Here is an 18,012-nt window from a genome sequence, read left to right on the forward strand (position 1 = left end):
CCCGATCATCTCGGGCGGGCCGACGACCGTCCGGCCTCCCGACCCGACGAGATGCCGGTGACCAGCCAGGCGTCGCCGCGGGCGCGGTGGAGGAGGACGACGAGCCGGGCGCCCATGAACACGACCGTGAACGCCACCCAGATCGCGACCAGCCCGGCCTCCGTCGCCGCGCCGGCGAGGGCGACCGGCGCGTAGACGACCAGGGTGAGCAGGCCCGCGCGGGCCAGGTACCGACCGTCGCCGGCGCCGATGAGCACGCCGTCGAGCACGAACACCACGCCCGCCACGGGCTGGCCGAGCGCGGCGACGAGCAGCACCGGCACCAGCAGGTCCTGCACGGCCGCGTCGGCGGTGAACAGCCGCCCGAGCACCGGGCTGAGCGCGGCGAGCAGCAGGCCGGTGGCGACCCCGCTCACCGCGCCCCACCGGATCATCCGGCGGGTGAGCTCACGGGTACCGGCCACGTCGCCGGCCCCGAGCGCGCGACCCGTGATCGCCTGGGCGGCGATCGCGATCGCATCGAGCACGAACGCCAGGAAGCCCCACAGCGTCAGCGCCAGCTGGTGCGTCGCCAGGTCCACCTCCTGGTCGCGCGCGCCCACGGCAGCCAGCGTCACGGCGTACGTCGTGACGAGGAACGCGGCCCGCAGGGTGAGCGTGCGGACGACGAGCGGGACGCCGGCGCGGGCGGCGGCGCGGATGCCGGGCAGGTCGGGGCGCAGCGAGGCGCCGTGGCGGCGGGCGGCCCGGACCACGACGGCGACGAACGCCGCGGCCATCGCGACCTGCGCGAGGACCGAGCCGATCGCGGAGCCGGCGATGCCCAGGCCGGCCGGGTAGACGAGCAGCAGGTTGAGGGCCACGTTGAGCGCGTTGCCGGCCACCGCGACGACCAGCGGGGTGCGGGTGTCCTGGAGGCCGCGGAGCACGCCGGTCGCCGCGAGCATGAGCAGCAGCGGGACTAGGCCGAGGAACGCGATCCGCAGGTACGTCGCCGCCGGGCCGCTCACCGCCTCCGACGCTCCGAAGAGGCGCACGAGTGGCCCGGTGAGGAGGATGCCGGCGACGGTGACGACCGTGCCGATGCCGACCGCGAGCCAGAGGCCGTCGACGCCCTGGGCGACGGCGCCGCGCAGGTCGCCGGCGCCGAGCCGGCGGGCCACGCTGCCGGTGGTGCCGTAGGCCAGGAAGATGCACACCCCGACCACGGTCTGGAGCACGGCGGCGGCGATGCCGAGCCCCGCCAGCGGCGCGGTGCCGAGGTGGCCGACGATGGCGGCGTCCGCGAGGAGGAACAGCGGCTCAGAGACCAGCGCGAGGAACGCCGGGACGGCGAGCCGGAGGATCTCCCGGTCCCGGGCGTCCCTCACGATGCGCACCTAGTCACCGTAATGGGCACAAGCTCGCTCTGTTCCCTACATGACTAGACCTCGACGTCTGTGGACAAGTCCGGGCAAATCCGCTCCGCCCACGCTATGTCGACAAACCGCCAGATGGCCGGGAGGTGGCCGTCGGTTGAACGGGATTTCCTGCCGGAGAATTTCCGATCCACACCTGTGGGCGAGCATTCTCGCAGGTCAGAGGCTTGGTCGGCGTCATGAACGGCCACCTGTCCACAGGCCGCTCCCCAAGCTGTGCACATCTCCCGGCGTGTCCTCCACGAACCTCCGCCGGTTATCCCCAAGGTCGTGCGCAGGGTGTGGATACGGGGCTGTCGCTGCCCCGTCCGGACCACGTAACGTCCCCCCGGTCGTCGGGCATTGCCGGGGCATGGCCGGGCGCTGTCGGTGGTCGTCCCTAGCCTCCGGTGGTGGGATCGGCAGAGGGGTCGAACGGGTGCGATCGGAGGAGGGCCGCAGGTGAGCGTCACCGACCAGGACGCGCGCGGGATCCCCGAGCCGTCCTTCGACGACTGGGGCGACGGCCCGGTCTCCTACGCGCCCGGTGAGCGGCCGGCCACCCCCGGCGATCGGATGCCCCCGCAGGACATGGCCGCCGAGCAGTCCGTGCTCGGCTCGATGCTGATCTCCAAGGACGCGATCGCCGACGTCACCGAGACGATCCGCGGCCTCGACTTCTACCGGCCCGCGCACGAGACGATCTACGACGCGGTCCTCGACCTCTACGGCCGCGGCGAGCCGGTCGACATGGTGACCGTCGCCGCCGAACTCCAGCGACGCGGCGAGCTGCAGCGCATCGGCGGGGCGCCGTACCTCCACACGCTCTCGGCCAACGTGCCGATCGCGGCGAACGCGGGCTACTACGCCGAGATCGTCCGCGAGAAGGCGATCCTGCGGCGGCTGGTCGACGCCGGCACCAGGATCGTGCAGATCGGGTACGCCGGCGAGGGCCAGGTCGACGACATCGTCGACGAGGCGCAGGCTGAGGTCTACAAGGTCACCGACAAGCGCTCGTCGGAGGACTACGCCCCGCTGAGCGACATCATGGACGGCGTCCTCGACGAGATCGAGGCGATCTCCAACCGCGAGGCCGGGCTGTACGGCGTCCCCACCGGCTTCGCCGACCTCGACGACCTCACCAACGGCCTGCACGCCGGCCAGATGATCATCGTCGCGGCCCGGCCCGCGATGGGGAAGTCGACGATCGCGCTCGACCTCTGCCGGGCGGCGTCGATCCAGAACAACCTGTCGTCGGTGTTCTTCAGCCTGGAGATGACCCGGTCCGAGATCACCATGCGCCTGCTCTCGGCCGAGGCGAAGGTGCCGCTCAACCACATCCGCAACGGCAACATGAGCGACGAGGACTGGGCCAAGCTGGCCCGCAAGATGGGCGAGGTCAGCTCGGCGCCGATGTTCATCGACGACTCGCCGAACATGACGATGATGGAGATCCGGGCCAAGGCGCGCCGGCTCAAGCAGAAGCACGACCTCCGGCTGATCGTGATCGACTACATGCAGCTGATGACGTCGGGCAAGAAGGTCGAGTCCCGCCAGCTCGAGGTCTCGGAGTTCTCGCGCCAGATCAAGCTGCTGGCCAAGGAGCTGGAGGTCCCGATCATCGCCCTCTCGCAGCTCAACCGCGGCCCCGAGCAGCGCGGCGACAAGCGCCCGATGATGGCCGACCTGCGCGAGAGCGGCTCCCTGGAGCAGGACGCCGACATGGTGATCCTGCTCCACCGCGACGACGTCTACGAGAAGGAGTCGACCCGCCCCGGCGAGGCCGACCTGATCGTCGCCAAGCACCGCAACGGCCCCACCCGCGACATCACCGTGGCCTTCCAGGGCCACTACTCGCGCTTCGTCGACATGGCGCACTGACGGCCACGCTGTCGAGATGCAGCGAACTCTGACTTTGCCTACGTGTTGTCGAACAACTCGCGCGAAGTCGCCTGAGCGCGGTTCGGTTCGCGACATGTGGTCGACTTGCTTGATGCGCATCGACCGGATCGTGCCCGACCTGACCGTCGCTGATCTGCCGATGGCGGTCCGTGAGCACACCGAGGTCCTCGGCCTGAAGGTGGTGATGGACCACGGCTGGATCGTGACCCTCGCCGACGACGCGGGCCACCAGTTGAGCCTGATGACGGCAGACGCCACCGCGCCGGTCAACCCGGATGTCTCCGTCTTCGTCGGCGACGTGCAGGCGGCGTACGACGCCGCGGTCGCCCTAGACGTCGAGATCGTGCATCCACTCACTCTCGAGGAGTGGGGTGTCCGTCGCTTCTTCTATCGGGACTCGTCCGGGCGCGTCGTCAATGTCGGGTCCCACGCCTGACGCATCGGCTGCGTCCGCCCGCGGCGACCCCATCGCGTGAGCCATTTTCGTTATACGATTTGTTCATGATGTCGGAGGAACAGATCCAGCGGTGGGCCGATGAGGCCGAGGCTGGCTACGACGTGGACGAGTTGAGGAGCCGCGGCCGCGGGCGACCCGGACGCGGTGCGGAGCCGATGCAGGTCGTGGCGGTGCGCCTCACTGCCGAAGAGTTGGCGGCCGTCGACGCGGTGGCCGAGCGGGAGAACATCTCCCGCTCGGAGGCGATCCGTCGAGCGCTGGCCGGGTTTGCTGCGTGAGGGTCCATCCCAGTGCCCTCAAGCACGGGGTGCTCCCAGAGGATGCGATCCACGCAGCCGACTGGTCTCAGTGGGTCGAACCACTCGAAGACGACGACTGGCCTCGGCGGGAGCTGCGACTCGGCTCGACACGCGAGCACGACTCCTCGAGACCGTCGTGCTGGTCTTCGAGTCCGGTGATGAGCTCGTGATCCACGCGATGCCCGCACGGAAGCAGTACTGGGACCTGCTGCCCTGACCGGGTGTGTGATCCCCCGAGTGACGGGCGACGACGCTGCCACGACCCGTGCGGTCGTACTTTGACGGGCCGACCAGATCAGAGTGCGTTCGTCAAAGTTCCCCACGGGAGGTCCGTCAATCTTCCGTGCATCTCGACATACGCACCTGACACAGATGTCGGCCTGAGGCCCGGCGGAATCGGGACAGATACGTCAGGTGTGCTGGGCCCAGGGCATCGGCCGGCCGAGGATCTCCTCGAGGCGGGCGACCTCGGGGGCGAAGTCGGCGGCGAGCGCGGCCCGGTCGGCGTCGGGGACGGTGATCTCCCACCGCGGCGACGCGCGCATCCGCTCGGGCAGGCGCGACATCAGCCACCGCCCCATCGGCGAGGCGTGGCGCCGGCGCATCTCGAAGTCGCTGAGCCGGACGTTGCGCCGCTCGGAGATGTCCACCGGCTCGAAGGACGGGTCGACCCCGACGTGCTCGAAGGTGCGGCGCAGGGCGGCCGGCTTGGCGGTGTCGGGCCGGATGTCCTCCTCGTAGAGGAGGAACAGGTAGCGGTCGATCGGGAAGCGGGTGAGCCACGCGTCGAGCTGGCTGCCGTAGTTGCCGAAGTCGCGCAGGCCCGGACGCTCGCGGACCGCGTCGAGGAGCGGGATCTCGGGGGAGAGGCGGCCGGCCTTGATGTTGTGGAAGTACGCCGAGACCGCGCGGTCGACCGGGTCGCGCAGGCAGACGATCAGCCGCAGGTCGGGGTAGGCGTCCGCGACCCGGTCGGCGGAGCCGAGGAAGACCGAGTCGGCCGGGGTGCCGACCGTGCGCCAGTAGTTCGGGGTGAACTCGCCGACCGCACGGGTCGCGGGCGTCGTACGGAACTGCGACTCGTACCAGCCGAGCCCGCGGGCGTAGGCGTCGCGCTGGTCGAAGAAGTGCAGCTCCTTCCTCCGCCCGGTGCCGACCTCGGGGTGCTGCGCGACGGCGGACGCGAGCCAGGTGGTGCCGCACTTCTGGGCGCCGATGCAGAGGAACGTCGGCGCCGGCATGCGCGCGAGCCTAGCGATCCCTGCGGGCCAGCCGCACCGGCAGGCCGACGACCGTCTCGAGCGGACCGCGCTGCCCCAGGGCGGCGTAGAGCGCGCCGATCGCCAGCAGCACGCCGATGTGGAGGGGGTAGGAGCCGGGGTCGTCGGGTGGCCAGACGCCCGGCGTACGTAGGACGGCGTGGAGCGAGTAGAGCGTGAGCGTCATCGCGCCGGCGCCGAAGACGATCCGGAGCCCGACGACGCCGGGCCGCGGCAGCGCCCGCTCGAGCAGCAGGCAGCCGCCGATCACGACCAGTGCGCTGCCGATGGTCTGTGCGAGGTCGAACGGCGTCGCGCTGTGCGGCGCGACCAGCAGCAGCCACGACCAGTCGCCGTCGGGCGGCGTGGTGCCGTTCATCCCGGCCGCGTTCTGCGCGGCGAGCGCCGGGTCGACGAGGGCGCGGGACACCTGGGTCGTGACGATCGCGACGCCGAGCCCGCCGACCGTGAGGATGCCGAGCAGGTGTGGGTCGCGCAGGTTCGCCCGGCCGAGGGCGAGTCCGGCGAGGAGGTAGGCCAGCCACGGGAACGCCGGGTAGTAGCCGGTGAACAGCAGCTCGCTCAGCAGCTGCCCCGGGTCCGCGAGCTGGCCGAAGGTCGGGCTGGCGAAGCCGCGCTCGGGCAGGTACGGGCGCACGACGTGCGACAGCGCCGGCGCGGCGAGGACCCAGCACGCGCAGAGGATCGCGAGCGTGCGGGCACGCAGGAACACGAACGGCAGACCGAGCAGGAACAGCACGCCGTAGTAGGTGAGGATGATCGCGAGCCCGCTGCCGATGCCGCCGAGCCCCAGGCCGATCGCCGCGATCAGCAGCGCGCGTACGGCGATCGCGGCGAGGTCGCGCGGTCCGCGATGGGTGCGCGTGGTCAGTGCCAGCGTCACCCCGGCGAGGACCGCGAACAGCGCCGAGGACCGGCCGCCGGCCAGCCACTGGGAGAAGGCCAGCTCGCCCGCGGGCGTCCGCTCGTCGAGGAGGTGGGTGGCGATCATGCCGAGCAGGGCCAGGCAGCGCGCGACGTCCAGCCCGACCAGGCGGTCGGGCCGGACCGGGGTCACGGTCGCCACTCCTCGTCGTCGTGGGCGAACACCACGCGCTTCGGGTCGAAGGACAGCAGCCGGCTCAGCCAGCCCGTGGGGTCGTCGGCGGACCAGTCGGACGCGTGCTCGTGGGCCTGGCCGGCGAGCACGACCGAGCCTTCGGCGCACTCGACCACCAGCGACTGGTGGCCGGCGACGTGGCCGGGCGTCGGGATCACGTGCAGGCCGGGCAGCGGCTCGGCCTCGCCGTCGAGCAGCTCGTAGCGCACGCCGTCGAGGAGGTGCTCGAACGTGTAGTCACCCGCCCGCGCGGTGGCGAGCTCGTCGCGCTGGCAGAGGACGGGCGTCGTACCGAGCAACGGGTTGCCGCCGCAGTGGTCGAAGTGCAGGTGGCAGTTGGCGACCAGCGCCAGCTCGTCGAGGCGTACGCCGGCAGTCGCGAGCGCGTCGCGGAGGTCGATGCGGCGCGGGCGGTACCACGCCTCGGTCTCGTCGTCGCCGCGGCCCATGCCGGTGTCGAGCAGGACGAGCCCGGCGTCGTGGCGGACCAGGTAGCCGTTGACGACCTCGCCGCGGGGCGAGCCGCCGGTCTCCTCGGCCGGCCGGGTGAAGGTGCCGAGCGGGATCCGCCGCACGTCCTCGATGCGCACCTCTCCACCCTAGGCTGGCGCGGTGGCAGAGATCGCGGTCCGCTCCTACGAGCCGGCCGACCGCGAGGCGCTGGTCGCGGGCTTCGGCCTCGCGGGCTCCGGAGCCCCCGGCGGCGAGGCGTGGGGACACGCGCGCTCGCTCGCCGACGTCTACCTGACGCCGTACCTCGACCTCGAGCCCGTCTCGGCGTTCGTCGTCACCGCCGACGGCCGACCCGCCGGCTACCTCGTCGGCTGCGTGGACGACGCGGCGTTCCCGGGCGAGGACGAGCGGACGCGGCAGGCGATCCGCGACCACCACCTCTACTGGCGTCCGGGGCCGCTGCGGTTCTTCCTGCGCGCGCGGCGAGATGCGCGCCGGTGGGACGAGACGGCCGGGGAGCTGAGCGACCCGCGCTGGCCCTCGCACCTGCACGTCGACGTCGAGCCGGTCGCGCGCGGCACCGGGGCGGCCCACCAGCTGATGCGGCTCTGGTTCGCGCGCGTGCGCGAGGCCGGCTCGCCCGGCTGCTACCTGCACACCTCGGCGGAGAACACCCGCGGGGTCGCCTACTTCGAGCGGATGGGCTTCACCAGGCACGGTCCCAACCCGCCGGTCCCCGGGCTGCGGTACGCCGGCAGGCCGATGCACCAGCAGACGATGGTGTGGAGCGCGTAGCCGGCCGGGCTCCTCCCAACACGTACTCAGTGCCGCGCCTCGAGCCCGACCGCGTCGCGGAGCTTGCGCACCGACGACTCCAGCTCGGGATCGTCCTGGGCACGTGAGGCCATCAGGTCGGAGAGCGCTTCGGCCAGTACGTTGAGCTTCTCCTGGGCGGCTTCCTCGGACCGCCGCCCGGCGTTCTCGAGCAGCGCGAGCAGCAGCAGCGACAGCACGCTGGCCACGGTGTGGATCGCCACCTGCCAGGACTTCGAGCTCGACCAGAGCGGGAAGCTCACCGCCCACGCCACGACGATCGCGGCGCAGATCGCGAAGAACGGCGGCCGGCTGACCTGCTCGTAGATCGCCTCCACGAACTTCTCGAAGATCGTGCGGCCATCGGACTGCTCGCGGGACTCCGCCGCGTCGCTGCGCTGCTCCATGCGCGGCACCCTACGTCGGCCTCACCCCGCGTGCGGCCCGCCACTCGTCGGCGAGCAGCGCGTAGCCGAGGCCGTCGAGCCAGCCGCGGGTGCGGTGCAGGGACTCGGCGACGTTGTGCTCCTCGCGGCGCATGCCGAGCCGCTCCATCAGCCGCCACGACGCGACGTTGTCGGCGAAGCAGAGCGCGGTGACACGGCGCAGGCCGAGATCCTCGAAGCAGATCCGCACCAGCTCGGCGGCGGCCTCGGTCGCGAGTCCCTGACCGCCGTACGCCGGGTCGAGGGTCCAGCCGAGCTCGGCCTGGGTGCCGGCCGCCTGCTCCTTGACCTCGGCCTGCGCCCAGCAGTCCCCGATGCGGATCATCAGGTCGCCGACGACCGCGCCGTCGTGCTCGACCACGAGCGTCGAGGTCAGCCGGTCGGGCTCGAGGAACATGGCGGCGTACTCGTCGCGCGGCTGCACGTCGTGGGTGACCCACTCGCAGACCTCCGGCAGCCGGCGGAACGCCCACGTCGCGTCGATGTCGTCGGGGGTCGCGGGGCTGATGACCAGCCGCCCGGTGCGCACCGGCCAGGCGACCGAACTCAGGTCCTGGGGCATGGCCCCACGCTAGGGCAGCGGGTTGGTCTCCGGCTCCGGGTCGTCGGTCTCGATCGGGGGCGGGTCGCCGCTGGGCACGACCTCGGGCTCGGGCAGCGGTTCGTCGGGCGTGGTCGTCATGTCACTCCTCCGGGCCGAAGTCGGACGGCTCGTCCTCGATCATGTAGTCCGGGTCCTGCTCGATCGCGGCGACCGTGCGCCGGACCCAGTCGTCGTCGCTCGTCTCGACGTCGCGCTCGGCCAGCTGCTCGCGGAGGTAGCCGGACAGGTCGGTCGTGGTGCGAGCGTCCCTGGCGACCGAGGTCGCGTCGACGGCTGCCTGGAGATCGGAGTTGTGGCGGGCCATGCGTGTCCGTACCCGGTCAGGGCAGCTCGAACTCGCGGACGAGTCTGCCGGACGCCGGGTCCCAGGCGAGGACGCCCTCGCTCGCGCTGGCCGAGTAGAGGGTGCCGCCGTCGGGCGACCATGCCACGGCGCGTGGCTGGTCCTCGTGGCCGACCAGCTCGGTCGTGCCGACGCGGACGGTGTCGGACCCGGCGACCGTGGCGGCCAGAGTCCCGTTCGACAGGGCGAAGCGGTAGGTCCCCGCGACCCGACGAGCCGGGACGAATGCGTCGTCGGTCCGGTCGCCGGAGTCGACCTCGAAGGTCGCCAGCGACCCGTCCGCCGAGCTCACCGCGACCCGGGTGCCGTCGGGGCTGAACACGATCGCCCGCGGGCCGTCGACCTCGATCGTGGCGACCGGCTCGCCGTCGTCGACCGACCACAGCCGGACCGTGTCGTCCTGGCCGGCGCTGGCGAGCAGCGTGCCGTCGGGGCTGAACGCCAGCGCGGTGATACCGACGCCGACCGCGTCCTGGGCGTCGGCCACCGCGTGCCCGGCCAGCGTCCGCACGACCGAGCCGTCATCCGGCGACAGCAGGGAGATGGTCGCGGCGTTGCCGGAGAAGCCGCTCGTGGCGATCAGGTCCGGCCCCCAGGCGACCACGTTGCCGCCGTCGTACGTCGCCGAGAGGGTGCCGTCCGCGGTGGACCAGACGCAGAGCTCGTCACCGCACCCGGCGGCGAGCGACGTGCCGTCGGGCGACACCGCGATCGAGTCCGCGTCGACGACCTGCCCGGGCACGCGGTCGACGTCGCCGCCCGCCGGCGGGCCGGACGAGGGATCCGGCGAGGAGCAGGCGGTCAGGGCGAGGAGGCACCCGAGTCCGGCGGCCAGGACCCGGCGGCTCATGCCGTCCGGATCCCCAGCAGGGACACGTCGAACCACGCCTCGCTGCCGTCCGCGCAGCGATGGCGGTCGAGGTCGATCCCGTCGCGCGTGAGGAACCGCTGCTCCACCGAGCGCCGGCCCTGCGACCGGAGCACGTCGTACTCGTCGCTCACGCGCAGCACCCGCCACGGCCGCTCGGCGGTGCCGTCGCCGGAGTCGAGGATCGAGGCCAGCGCCATCCGGGCGACCCGCTGCTCGCGCCGGGCGAGGTCGGCCGCGCCGAGGGCCTCGTGGGCGGCCGCGAGGATGGTGTGCGCGGACGGACTGAGGTAGGCGCCGGGCATCAGGCCGCTGACGAGCGCGACCACCTCGGCGTGGGCGCCACGGGCCAGCAGGGGGTGCACGTCTCGTTCGACGTCGAGGTCGGGCGCGTAGTTCCGCGCCGACCGCACCGCCTCCCGGAGCCGGGCGAGCTCGTCGGTCATCCCGCCTCCCTCCGGTGCTCGGCGAGGTCGCCGGCGTCGAGATCGTCGAGGTACTCCTCGCCCGAGTCGCGCGCGTCCACCTCGACCGGCTGGTTGTAGTACGCGTCGAAGTCGTCCTCCGCGACCTGGTAGTCGTCGAAGTTGTCGCCCCACTCCCGCGCCTCCTCGCGGGTGACGCCCGCCGGCGGGTCCCACGGGTCGTCCTTGACGCCGAGGTCGATCAGCCGCTGGTCGAGCCAGCCCGGATCGGCGTCGCGGGCGAGCTCGTTCTGGGCGGCGTGGCGCACCTCGTGGGCCATCGTGTTGATCAGGCTCGGGTCGTCGAGCTCGTTGGAGTCCAGGTAGAGGCCCCTGTCGCTCTCCGACCAGTAGCCGTGCAGGTCGAGGCTGGGATCGTCGTCGACGCCGTCGCCGTCCTGGTCCTCGAGGTCCTCGATGTTCACGGTGAAGTCGTCGAGGCCGTACTCGTCCGCGAGGTCCTCGGCCATGTCCTCGAGTACGGCGCGGCGCTCGTCGGTCGACATCGCGGCCCAGTCGCGGGCGACCCGCGGGTCGGCGACGCCCTGCGGCCCGCCGTCGGCGAAGGCGTCGTCGGGGCGGGCATCCTCGAGCGCGCTGTCGACCTCGTCGGCCGTCTCGAGCACCGACGTCACCCGGTCGACGAGGGCGTCGCGGGCCGCCGTCCGCTGGGCGGTGTAGGCGTCGGCCGCGCGCTGGCTCTCGAACTCCCTGCGACCGGCGGTGTCGGTGACCGTGCCGTCGGCGCCGACGGAGAACTGCTGGGCGGCGGCGTCGCCGTCGATCTCCTGCACCAGCGTCTCGATCGCGGAGACCGTGCCCTCGGCGTTGAAGATCGCGGTGACGTATGCGCGGGCCCCCTCGACATGGGCGTCCATGGTGCTCACCAGGCGCTGCTGCCGAGCGCGGGCGAACATCGCGGCGAGGCCCCACCACGAGCCCGGCACCGCCTGGCCGCGGACGGCGTCGGCGGTGAGCTCGAGCCGATGCAGGTCGGCGCGCAGCTGCTCGCCGGCCCGGCCGACGGCCTCGGCGCGCCAGGAGCGGAGGTCGCCGTACGCGATCATCGCGGGCCACCGCCGAGGAGCCGGCCCGCGGCGCTGTCGTCGGTGGAGCCGGCGTCGTCGTTCAGCTGCTCGACCGAGGCCGAGAAGGCGGCGACCTCGTCGGCCCACCCGTTGACGCCGGTCTCCCAGGCGTCGCCGAGGTCGGGCACGGTCTCGGCGGTGGTGCTGCCGGGCAGGGCGCCGGCCAGCGTCGACAGGGCATCGGACCCGTCGGCGCCGCGGGCGCGACCGGCCGCGGACTCGACGGTGGCCGCCGCCGACCGCATGTCTCCCGGGACGAGCGCGAGCTCCGACATGCGGGCCTCATGCCCGCTCGGCCCCGGCTCAAACCGCGACGTACACCTTGCGCAGCGTCTCGGTGACGACCCAGGTGGTGCGCTCGCCGGCGCGCAGTCGTACGGCGACGCCCGGCTCGAGCTCGACCACCTCGCCGTCCTCGAAGGTCACGGTGCCGCGGCCGGCGAGCACCACGAACACCTCGTCGACCTCGGTGTCGTGGTCGGTCCCGGGCGCCATCTCCCAGGTCCCGACTTCGGCGTCGCCGAGCTCGGCGAGGGGGCCGGCGTCGCCGGCCAGCACGTCGGTGGAGAGGAGTCTGCCGGAGTCGGTCATGAGTCGAAGCCCAGTCCTGCCTTGTCGAGGGTCTTGAGGAAGAGGTTGCGCCGGCCCTGCCGGTGGTCGGCGCGGTCGAGCGACCAGCGGGTCAGCCCGATGCCGACGTCCGCGACCGGCGACGGCGGGAACGGCAGCGGCTTGCGGCGCACCATCTCCAGCCCGGTGCGCTCGGTGGTCAGCCCGGACAGCCGGTCCAGCATCACCTCGGCCGCGAACCGGGTCGCGCCGACGCCGAGGCCGGTGAAGCCCGCGGCGTAGGCGATCCGGCCGTTCGACGCGAGCCCGTGGAACGCCGCGAACCGCGTCGACGTGTCGATCGCGCCGGCCCACCGGTGGCTGAAGCGGACGCCGTCGAGCTGCGGGAAGACGGTGAGGAAGTGCGAGGCGAGGCGGCGGTACGTCGCCGGCCGCTCCTCGTGCTCGGCGCGGACCCGGCGCTGGTAGACGGCGTCGTACCCGCCCCACAGGATCCGATCGTCGGCCGTGAGCCGGGAGTAGTGGAACTGGTTGGCCAGGTCGCCGAGGCCCTGCCGGTTCGCCCAGCCGATGCTCGCGAGCTGGTCGGACGTCAGCGGCTCGGTCATCAGCACGTAGTCGTAGACGGGCACGGTCAGCAGCCGGGTCCGGCGCAGCAGCGACGGGAACACGTTGGTCGCCAGCACCACCCGGTCGCTGGCGACTGTGCCGCCGGTGGTCCGCACCGTGGTGCCGTCGAGACCCGTCACGGTCGTCTGCTCGTGGATCTCCACGCCCAGGTCGGCGGCCACGCGTGCCAGCTCGCGGGCGAGCTTCGCGGGGTGCACGAGGGCACAGTCCTCCTTGTCCCAGAGGCCGGCGAGGAAGGCCGGGCTGTCGATCTCGCGACGCACCGCGGTCGCGTCGAGGAAGCCCGGCCCTGACGTTGGTGCCGCCTCGCGCAGCCAGTCGACCTGGTGCTCCTCGACCGCCACCGACAGCGTGCCGGTGCGCTCGAACTCGCAGTCGAGGCCGAGGTCGCGCACGTCGGCCTCGAGGGCATCGAGGTTCTCCCGGCCGAGCCGCTCGAGGACGTCGTACTCCTCGGGCCAGCGGCTGCGCCCGTTCTCCTCGCCGTGGGTGATGCTGGCCTCGCAGAAGCCGCCGTTGCGGCCCGACGCCGCCCACCCGATCGTCTGCGCCTCCAGCAGCAGCACCCGTGCGCCGGGGTTGCGCCGCTTCGCGAGCACCGCGGTCCACAGCCCGCAGTAGCCGCCGCCGACCACGGTCAGGTCGGCGGCGGCGTCGCCCGCGAGCGAGGGGTACGCCGTGCCGGGCGCGTCCTCGAGCCAGAACACCGCGTGCCGGCTCGGCGCCAGCGCCGCGTCGACCGCGGCGGCGGGAGGAGCGAGCCGCTCGTAGACGGTCCTATGCGTCGGCATGCTGGTCGCCGGCCTTGAGCGCGTCGTCGAGGATGGCCAGTCCCTCGCGGGCCTCCTCGTCGCTCATCGTGCACGGCGGCACCAGGTGGATCCGGTTGGTGTTCGAGAACGGCAGCAGCCCGGCGGCCTTGCACGCCGCGACCACGTCGTTCAGGCCGGCGGCCGGCAGCATCGCCCTGGTCTCCCGCGAGGTCACCAGGTCGATCGCCCAGAACACACCCAGGCCGCGGACCTCGCCGACGCAGGCGTGGCGGGCGGCGATCTCCTGCAGGCCGGGGCCGAGGACCTCCCGACCGAGGCGCTCGGCGTTCTCGACGATCCCCTCCTCGCGCATCGTGGTGATGGTGGCGACCGCGGCGGCGGTGGCGAGCGGGTGGCCGGAGTAGGTGAGGCCGCCCGGGTAGGCCCGGTGCGCGAACGTCTCCGCGATCGGGTCGCTGATGATCACGCCGCCGAGCGGGACGTAGCCGGAGTTCACGCCCTTGGCGAAGGTGATCAGGTCCGGGGTGGCGCCGTACTGGTCGAGCGCCAGCCACGAGCCGGCGCGGCCGAAGCCGGCCATCACCTCGTCGAGGATCATCACGATGCCGTGCCGGTCGCAGAGCGCGCGTACGCCGGCGAGGTAGCCCGGCGGCGGCGCGAAGATGCCCGCGGTGCCGGGGATCGTCTCGAGGACGATCGCCGCCACCGAGTCCGGGCCCTCGGCCTCGATGGTGCGGCGCAGGTGCGCGAGCGCGCGCTCGCCCTCCTCGGCCTCGGTGGTCGCGTGGAACTCCGAGCGGTAGAGGAACGGCCCGAAGAAGTGCACGGTGCCGGTGGTCGCGGTGTCGTTGGCCCAGCGACGCGGGTCGCCGGTCATGTTGATCGCGGTCTGGGTGCCGCCGTGGTAGGAGCGGTACGCCGAGAGCACCTTGAACCGGCCGGTGTGCAGCCGCGCCATCCGGACGGCGTGCTCGTTGGCGTCGGCGCCGCCGTTGGTGAAGAACACCTTCTCGAAGCCGTCCGGCGCGATCTCGCTGATCAGCCGGGCGGCCTCCGCGCGCTGGTCGTTGGCGAACTGCGGCGCGATCGTGCACAGCCGGTCGGCCTGCTCCTTGATCGCGGCGACCACGCGCGGGTGCTGGTGGCCGATGTTGGTGAAGACCAGCTGGCTGGAGAAGTCCAGGTAGCGGCGGTCCTCGTCGTCCCACACGTAGGAGCCGCGCGCGGCCGTGATGACCATCGGGCTGAACTCGGCCTGCGCGACCCAGGAGTGGAAGACGTGCTTGCGGTCCAGCTCGTAGGTGGTGCTCATCGTCGTACCTCTCTCAGGGTCCGGCTCAGTGGTTCTTCGGGAAGGCCAGCTCGAGGCCGCCGGCGGTCGCCGGGTCGGGCCAGCGCGTGGTGACGACCTTGCCACGGGTGAAGAAGTGCACGCCCTCGACGCCGTGCGCGTGGGTGTCGCCGAAGAGCGAGGCCTTCCAGCCGCCGAAGGAGTAGTAGGCCATCGGCACCGGGATCGGGACGTTGACGCCGATCATGCCCACCTGCACATCGGTCTCGAACGCGCGGGCGGCGCCGCCGTTGCCGGTGAAGATCGCGGTGCCGTTGCCGTACTTGTTGGCGTTCACCAGCTCGAGCGCGTCGGCGTAGGTGTCCGCGCGGACCACGCTCAGCACCGGGCCGAAGATCTCGTCGGTGTAGACGCTCATGTCCGGGGTGACGTGGTCGAAGAGCGTCGGGCCGAGCCAGAAGCCGTCGCTCTCGCCGTCGGCGTCCACGGTCCGACCGTCGACGACCAGGGTCGCGCCCTCGCGCTCGCCGGCGTCGACGTACGACGCCACCTTGTCGCGGTGCTGCCGCGTCACCAGCGGGCCCATGTCCGCCCCCTGATCCGGTCCGGCCTGCGCGCCGTCGCCGATCCGCAGCGTGCGGGTGCGCTCGGCGACCTTCTGCACGAGGGCGTCGCCGGTGTCGCCGACCGCGACCACGACGCTGATCGCCATGCAGCGCTCGCCGGCCGAGCCGTAGCCCGCGCTGACCGCGGCGTCGGCGGCCAGGTCGAGGTCGGCGTCGGGGAGGACGACCATGTGGTTCTTGGCTCCGCCGAGGGCCTGGACCCGCTTGCCGGCGCGGCTGGCGCGCTCGTAGACGTACTCGGCGATCGGGGTGGAGCCGACGAAGCTGATCGACGCGACGTCGGGGTGGTCGAGCAGCCCGTCGACGGCGACCTTGTCGCCCTGCAGCACGGTGAAGACGCCGTCGGGGAGGCCGGCCTCCTTCCAGAGCTCGGCCATCCAGATCGCGGCGGAGGGGTCCTTCTCGCTGGGCTTCAGCACGACCGCGTTGCCGGCGGCGATCGCGATCGGGAAGAACCACATCGGGACCATCGCGGGGAAGTTGAACGGGCTGATGATGCCGACCACGCCGAGCGGCTGGCGGACGCTGTGCACGTCGACGCCGGTCGAGACCTGCGGGGAGTTGCCGCCCTTGAGCAGGTGCGGGATGCCGCACGCGAACTCCACGACCTCCTGGCCGCGCGACACCTCGCCGAGGGCGTCGGAGTGCACCTTGCCGTGCTCGGCGGTGATGATCGCGGCCAGCTCCTCCTTGCGCTCGTTGAGCAGCTCGCGGAACCGGAACACCACCTGGGTGCGCGCGCTGATCGACGTGCTCGCCCAGTCCGTGCTCGCCTTCTTCGCCGAGGCGACCGCGGCCTCGATCTCCTCCGGCCCGGCGAACGCCACCTGGGCGGTCACCCGACCGGTCGCGGGGTTGGTCACGTCGCCCGCGCGGCTGCTGGAGCCGGGGTGGGCCTGGCCGTCGATCCAGTGGGTGATGGTGGAGGTCATGCGGCCATCGTGCCTCGGGGCCGTTCCCGGCACGAGGGACGGTCTGTCGCTCACATGGGTGTCTGTGGGACAGTACGTCGCATGCCCGTGACCGTCCGCGAGGCCCTCGCGCTGCCCGCCCTCGCGGCGGGCGACCCGGTCGTGCTCGGCGGCGACGGCGGGCTCGACGCGGTGCTGCGGTGGGTGCACGTCGCCGAGGCGCGCGACGTGGGCGCGGTGCTCTCCGGCGACGAGCTGGTGCTGACCACCGGCCTCGGGATCGCGGCCTCGGCCGCGGCGGCCGACGAGTTCGTGCGGCAGCTGGTCGAGGTCGGCGCCGCCGGGCTGGTGATCGAGCTCGGTGCGGCGTACCCCTCGGTCCCCGAGCCGGCGCTGCGCCGGGCCCGCGCGGCCGGGCTGCCGCTGGTCGCGCTGAACCGGCCGGTGCGGTTCGTCGACGTCACCGAGGAGGTGCACCGCGCGATCGTCGCCGAGCAGTTCGAGGAGGTGCGGTTCGCCGGCGACGTGCACGAGACCTTCACCGGGCTCGGGCTCGAGCGCGCGCCGATGGCCCGGCTCGTCGAGGCCGCGGCGGACCTCGCCCGCGGCTCGGTGGTCCTCGAGGACCTGGCCCGGCGGGTGCTCGTGGCGGCCGCGCGCGACGAGCCGGTCGAGCGGATGCTCACCGACTGGGAGCGGCGGTCGCGGCTGACGCCGTTCCTCCGCACAACCGGAGTGGGCGGGCCCGAGGGCTGGCTGACCACCCCGGTCGGCATCCAGGGCGGCGCGTGGGGACGGCTGGTCCTCCCGCGCTCCGGCCCGCGCGGGCGGCTGGTGCTGGAGCGCGCCGCGCAGGCGCTCGAGCTCGGCCGGATGATCGAGCGCGACGAGACCTCCATCCAGCTGCGCGTGCACGGCGGGTTCCTGCTCGAGCTGCTCGACGGCCGGCTGGGCGCGGAGCCGGTCGCGGCCGCGCGGCTGCGCGCGCTCGGCGTCCCCGAGGCCGGCTCGTACGTCGGCGCGGTGGCCCGGCTGCGGACCGACGCCCCGGTCGACCGGCTGGTGACCGCGCTCGGGTCGGTGACCGGGCTGGTCGGCGTGCTCGACGCGGTGCACGTCGGGCTGCTGGTGCCCGGCGACGTCGACCTCGACGCGGTGGCCCGGTCGCTGACGCAGGAGGCGGTCCTGGCGGTGGGGCATGCGGTGTCCGGCGTACTCCCGGCGGCGACGTCGCTGCGCTCGGCCCGGGCGATCGCCGACGTCGCGGTCACCCTGCCGCCGCTGGCCGGCTGCGTGCGGCAGGCCGACATCCGGCTGCCCGGGCTGCTGATGTCGCTGCGCGAGGACGCGCGGCTGCAGGAGTTCGCCGAGGCCGAGCTCGGCGCGCTGCTCGAGCACGAGGCCCGGCACGACGGCGGGCTCGTGGACCTGCTGCGGCACTACCTGGCCGTCGGCGGCAACAAGGCCGAGCTGGCCCGCGTCGCCCACCGCAACCGCACCTCGCTCTACCCCGCCCTGCGCCGCCTCGAGGAGCTGGTCGGCCACCCGCTCGACGACCCCGCCTCCCGCCTCTCCCTCGGCGTCGCCCTGCTGGCCTACGACCAGTCTCGCCAGCTGTAGTCCGCGACTCGGCGCAACTTGCCCGCCGAGAGGGTGCGAGTCGGCGCAACTTGCCCGCGGTCTGGGCAAGACGCGCCA

At 72.9% G+C, this 18,012-nt stretch carries 20 protein-coding genes; 5 read left to right on the forward strand and 15 right to left on the reverse strand.

Going from position 1 to position 18,012, the window contains the following annotated elements; translation table 11 throughout:
- Positions 1-5 precede the first annotated feature (5 nt).
- Positions 6-1,373, reverse strand: coding sequence for an MATE family efflux transporter (locus tag ACYVKX_RS06500; RefSeq protein WP_460830114.1), 1,368 nt, complete (start codon positions 1,371-1,373; stop codon positions 6-8).
- A 600-nt stretch (positions 1,374-1,973) separates the two neighbouring features.
- On the opposite strand from ACYVKX_RS06500, the gene dnaB reads away from it, so the two are divergent.
- From dnaB to ACYVKX_RS06515, 3 genes are all read left to right on the forward strand, one after another.
- Positions 1,974-3,278, forward strand: a complete 1,305-nt coding sequence (gene dnaB / locus ACYVKX_RS06505; protein WP_460830117.1) for a replicative DNA helicase — start codon at positions 1,974-1,976, stop codon at positions 3,276-3,278.
- Positions 3,279-3,390: 112 nt separating this feature from the next.
- Positions 3,391-3,735, forward strand: a complete 345-nt coding sequence (locus ACYVKX_RS06510; RefSeq protein WP_460829926.1) for a VOC family protein — start codon at positions 3,391-3,393, stop codon at positions 3,733-3,735.
- Between the two features lie 65 nt (positions 3,736-3,800).
- Positions 3,801-4,034: a ribbon-helix-helix protein, CopG family gene (locus tag ACYVKX_RS06515; RefSeq protein ID WP_460829927.1), complete on the forward strand. Its 234-nt coding sequence runs from the start codon at positions 3,801-3,803 to the stop codon at positions 4,032-4,034.
- 431 nt (positions 4,035-4,465) lie between these two features.
- On the opposite strand, the gene ACYVKX_RS06520 is transcribed toward ACYVKX_RS06515, so the two are convergent.
- From ACYVKX_RS06520 to ACYVKX_RS06530, 3 genes are read right to left on the reverse strand one after another with little or no spacing between them, the layout of a single operon-like run.
- Positions 4,466-5,296 carry a sulfotransferase domain-containing protein gene (locus ACYVKX_RS06520; protein WP_460829928.1) on the reverse strand — a complete coding sequence of 277 codons (831 nt, stop codon included), beginning with the start codon at positions 5,294-5,296 and terminating at the stop codon, positions 4,466-4,468.
- Between the two features lie 10 nt (positions 5,297-5,306).
- Complete coding sequence (locus ACYVKX_RS06525) at positions 5,307-6,392, reverse strand: heparan-alpha-glucosaminide N-acetyltransferase domain-containing protein (RefSeq protein ID WP_460829929.1); 1,086 nt, start codon at positions 6,390-6,392, stop codon at positions 5,307-5,309.
- Complete coding sequence (locus ACYVKX_RS06530; RefSeq protein ID WP_460829930.1) at positions 6,389-7,024, reverse strand: MBL fold metallo-hydrolase; 636 nt, start codon at positions 7,022-7,024, stop codon at positions 6,389-6,391. Before ACYVKX_RS06530 ends, ACYVKX_RS06525 begins: the two co-directional genes overlap by 4 nt.
- Positions 7,025-7,046: 22 nt before the next feature.
- Here ACYVKX_RS06530 and ACYVKX_RS06535 point away from each other — a divergent pair, with 22 nt between their 5' ends.
- Positions 7,047-7,682: a GNAT family N-acetyltransferase gene (locus tag ACYVKX_RS06535; RefSeq protein ID WP_460829931.1), complete on the forward strand. Its 636-nt coding sequence runs from the start codon at positions 7,047-7,049 to the stop codon at positions 7,680-7,682.
- Positions 7,683-7,708: 26 nt separating this feature from the next.
- Here ACYVKX_RS06535 and ACYVKX_RS06540 read toward each other — a convergent pair whose 3' ends face one another.
- From ACYVKX_RS06540 to ACYVKX_RS06590, 11 genes are all read right to left on the reverse strand, one after another.
- Positions 7,709-8,107 carry a low affinity iron permease family protein gene (locus ACYVKX_RS06540; protein ID WP_460829932.1) on the reverse strand — a complete coding sequence of 133 codons (399 nt, stop codon included), beginning with the start codon at positions 8,105-8,107 and terminating at the stop codon, positions 7,709-7,711.
- Between the two features lie 10 nt (positions 8,108-8,117).
- A complete protein-coding gene (locus tag ACYVKX_RS06545; RefSeq protein WP_460829933.1) occupies positions 8,118-8,708 on the reverse strand; it encodes a GNAT family N-acetyltransferase in 591 nt (196 codons plus the stop codon).
- A gap of 121 nt (positions 8,709-8,829) precedes the next feature.
- A complete protein-coding gene (locus tag ACYVKX_RS06550) occupies positions 8,830-9,054 on the reverse strand; it encodes a hypothetical protein (RefSeq protein WP_460829934.1) in 225 nt (74 codons plus the stop codon).
- Between the two features lie 16 nt (positions 9,055-9,070).
- A complete protein-coding gene (locus ACYVKX_RS06555; protein ID WP_460829935.1) occupies positions 9,071-9,943 on the reverse strand; it encodes a WD40 repeat domain-containing protein in 873 nt (290 codons plus the stop codon).
- Positions 9,940-10,407 (reverse strand): DUF4919 domain-containing protein, encoded by a 468-nt coding sequence (locus ACYVKX_RS06560; RefSeq protein WP_460829936.1) that lies wholly within the window; start codon positions 10,405-10,407, stop codon positions 9,940-9,942. Before ACYVKX_RS06560 ends, ACYVKX_RS06555 begins: the two co-directional genes overlap by 4 nt.
- The gene (locus ACYVKX_RS06565) at positions 10,404-11,492 is read right to left on the reverse strand and encodes a hypothetical protein (protein WP_460829937.1); all 1,089 of its coding nucleotides are present in this window, start codon (positions 11,490-11,492) and stop codon (positions 10,404-10,406) included. Before ACYVKX_RS06565 ends, ACYVKX_RS06560 begins: the two co-directional genes overlap by 4 nt.
- A complete protein-coding gene (locus tag ACYVKX_RS06570) occupies positions 11,489-11,788 on the reverse strand; it encodes a hypothetical protein (RefSeq protein WP_460829938.1) in 300 nt (99 codons plus the stop codon). The genes ACYVKX_RS06565 and ACYVKX_RS06570 overlap by 4 nt, the downstream gene beginning before the upstream one ends.
- A 28-nt stretch (positions 11,789-11,816) precedes the next feature.
- On the reverse strand, positions 11,817-12,104 hold the full coding sequence (locus ACYVKX_RS06575; RefSeq protein ID WP_460829939.1) for a cupin domain-containing protein: 288 nt from the start codon (positions 12,102-12,104) through the stop codon (positions 11,817-11,819).
- Positions 12,101-13,504, reverse strand: a complete 1,404-nt coding sequence (locus tag ACYVKX_RS06580; RefSeq protein WP_460829940.1) for an NAD(P)/FAD-dependent oxidoreductase — start codon at positions 13,502-13,504, stop codon at positions 12,101-12,103. The genes ACYVKX_RS06575 and ACYVKX_RS06580 overlap by 4 nt, the downstream gene beginning before the upstream one ends.
- Positions 13,491-14,798 (reverse strand): aminotransferase class III-fold pyridoxal phosphate-dependent enzyme, encoded by a 1,308-nt coding sequence (locus ACYVKX_RS06585; RefSeq protein ID WP_460829941.1) that lies wholly within the window; start codon positions 14,796-14,798, stop codon positions 13,491-13,493. Before ACYVKX_RS06585 ends, ACYVKX_RS06580 begins: the two co-directional genes overlap by 14 nt.
- Positions 14,799-14,823: 25 nt before the next feature.
- Positions 14,824-16,335, reverse strand: coding sequence for a CoA-acylating methylmalonate-semialdehyde dehydrogenase (locus tag ACYVKX_RS06590; RefSeq protein ID WP_460829942.1), 1,512 nt, complete (start codon positions 16,333-16,335; stop codon positions 14,824-14,826).
- A gap of 81 nt (positions 16,336-16,416) precedes the next feature.
- Between ACYVKX_RS06590 and ACYVKX_RS06595 the strand changes: the two genes are divergently transcribed.
- Positions 16,417-17,934 carry a PucR family transcriptional regulator gene (locus ACYVKX_RS06595; protein ID WP_460829943.1) on the forward strand — a complete coding sequence of 506 codons (1,518 nt, stop codon included), beginning with the start codon at positions 16,417-16,419 and terminating at the stop codon, positions 17,932-17,934.
- The last annotated feature ends 78 nt before the right edge of the window (positions 17,935-18,012 follow it).

The sequence above is a fragment of the Nocardioides hungaricus genome (assembly GCF_054782915.1).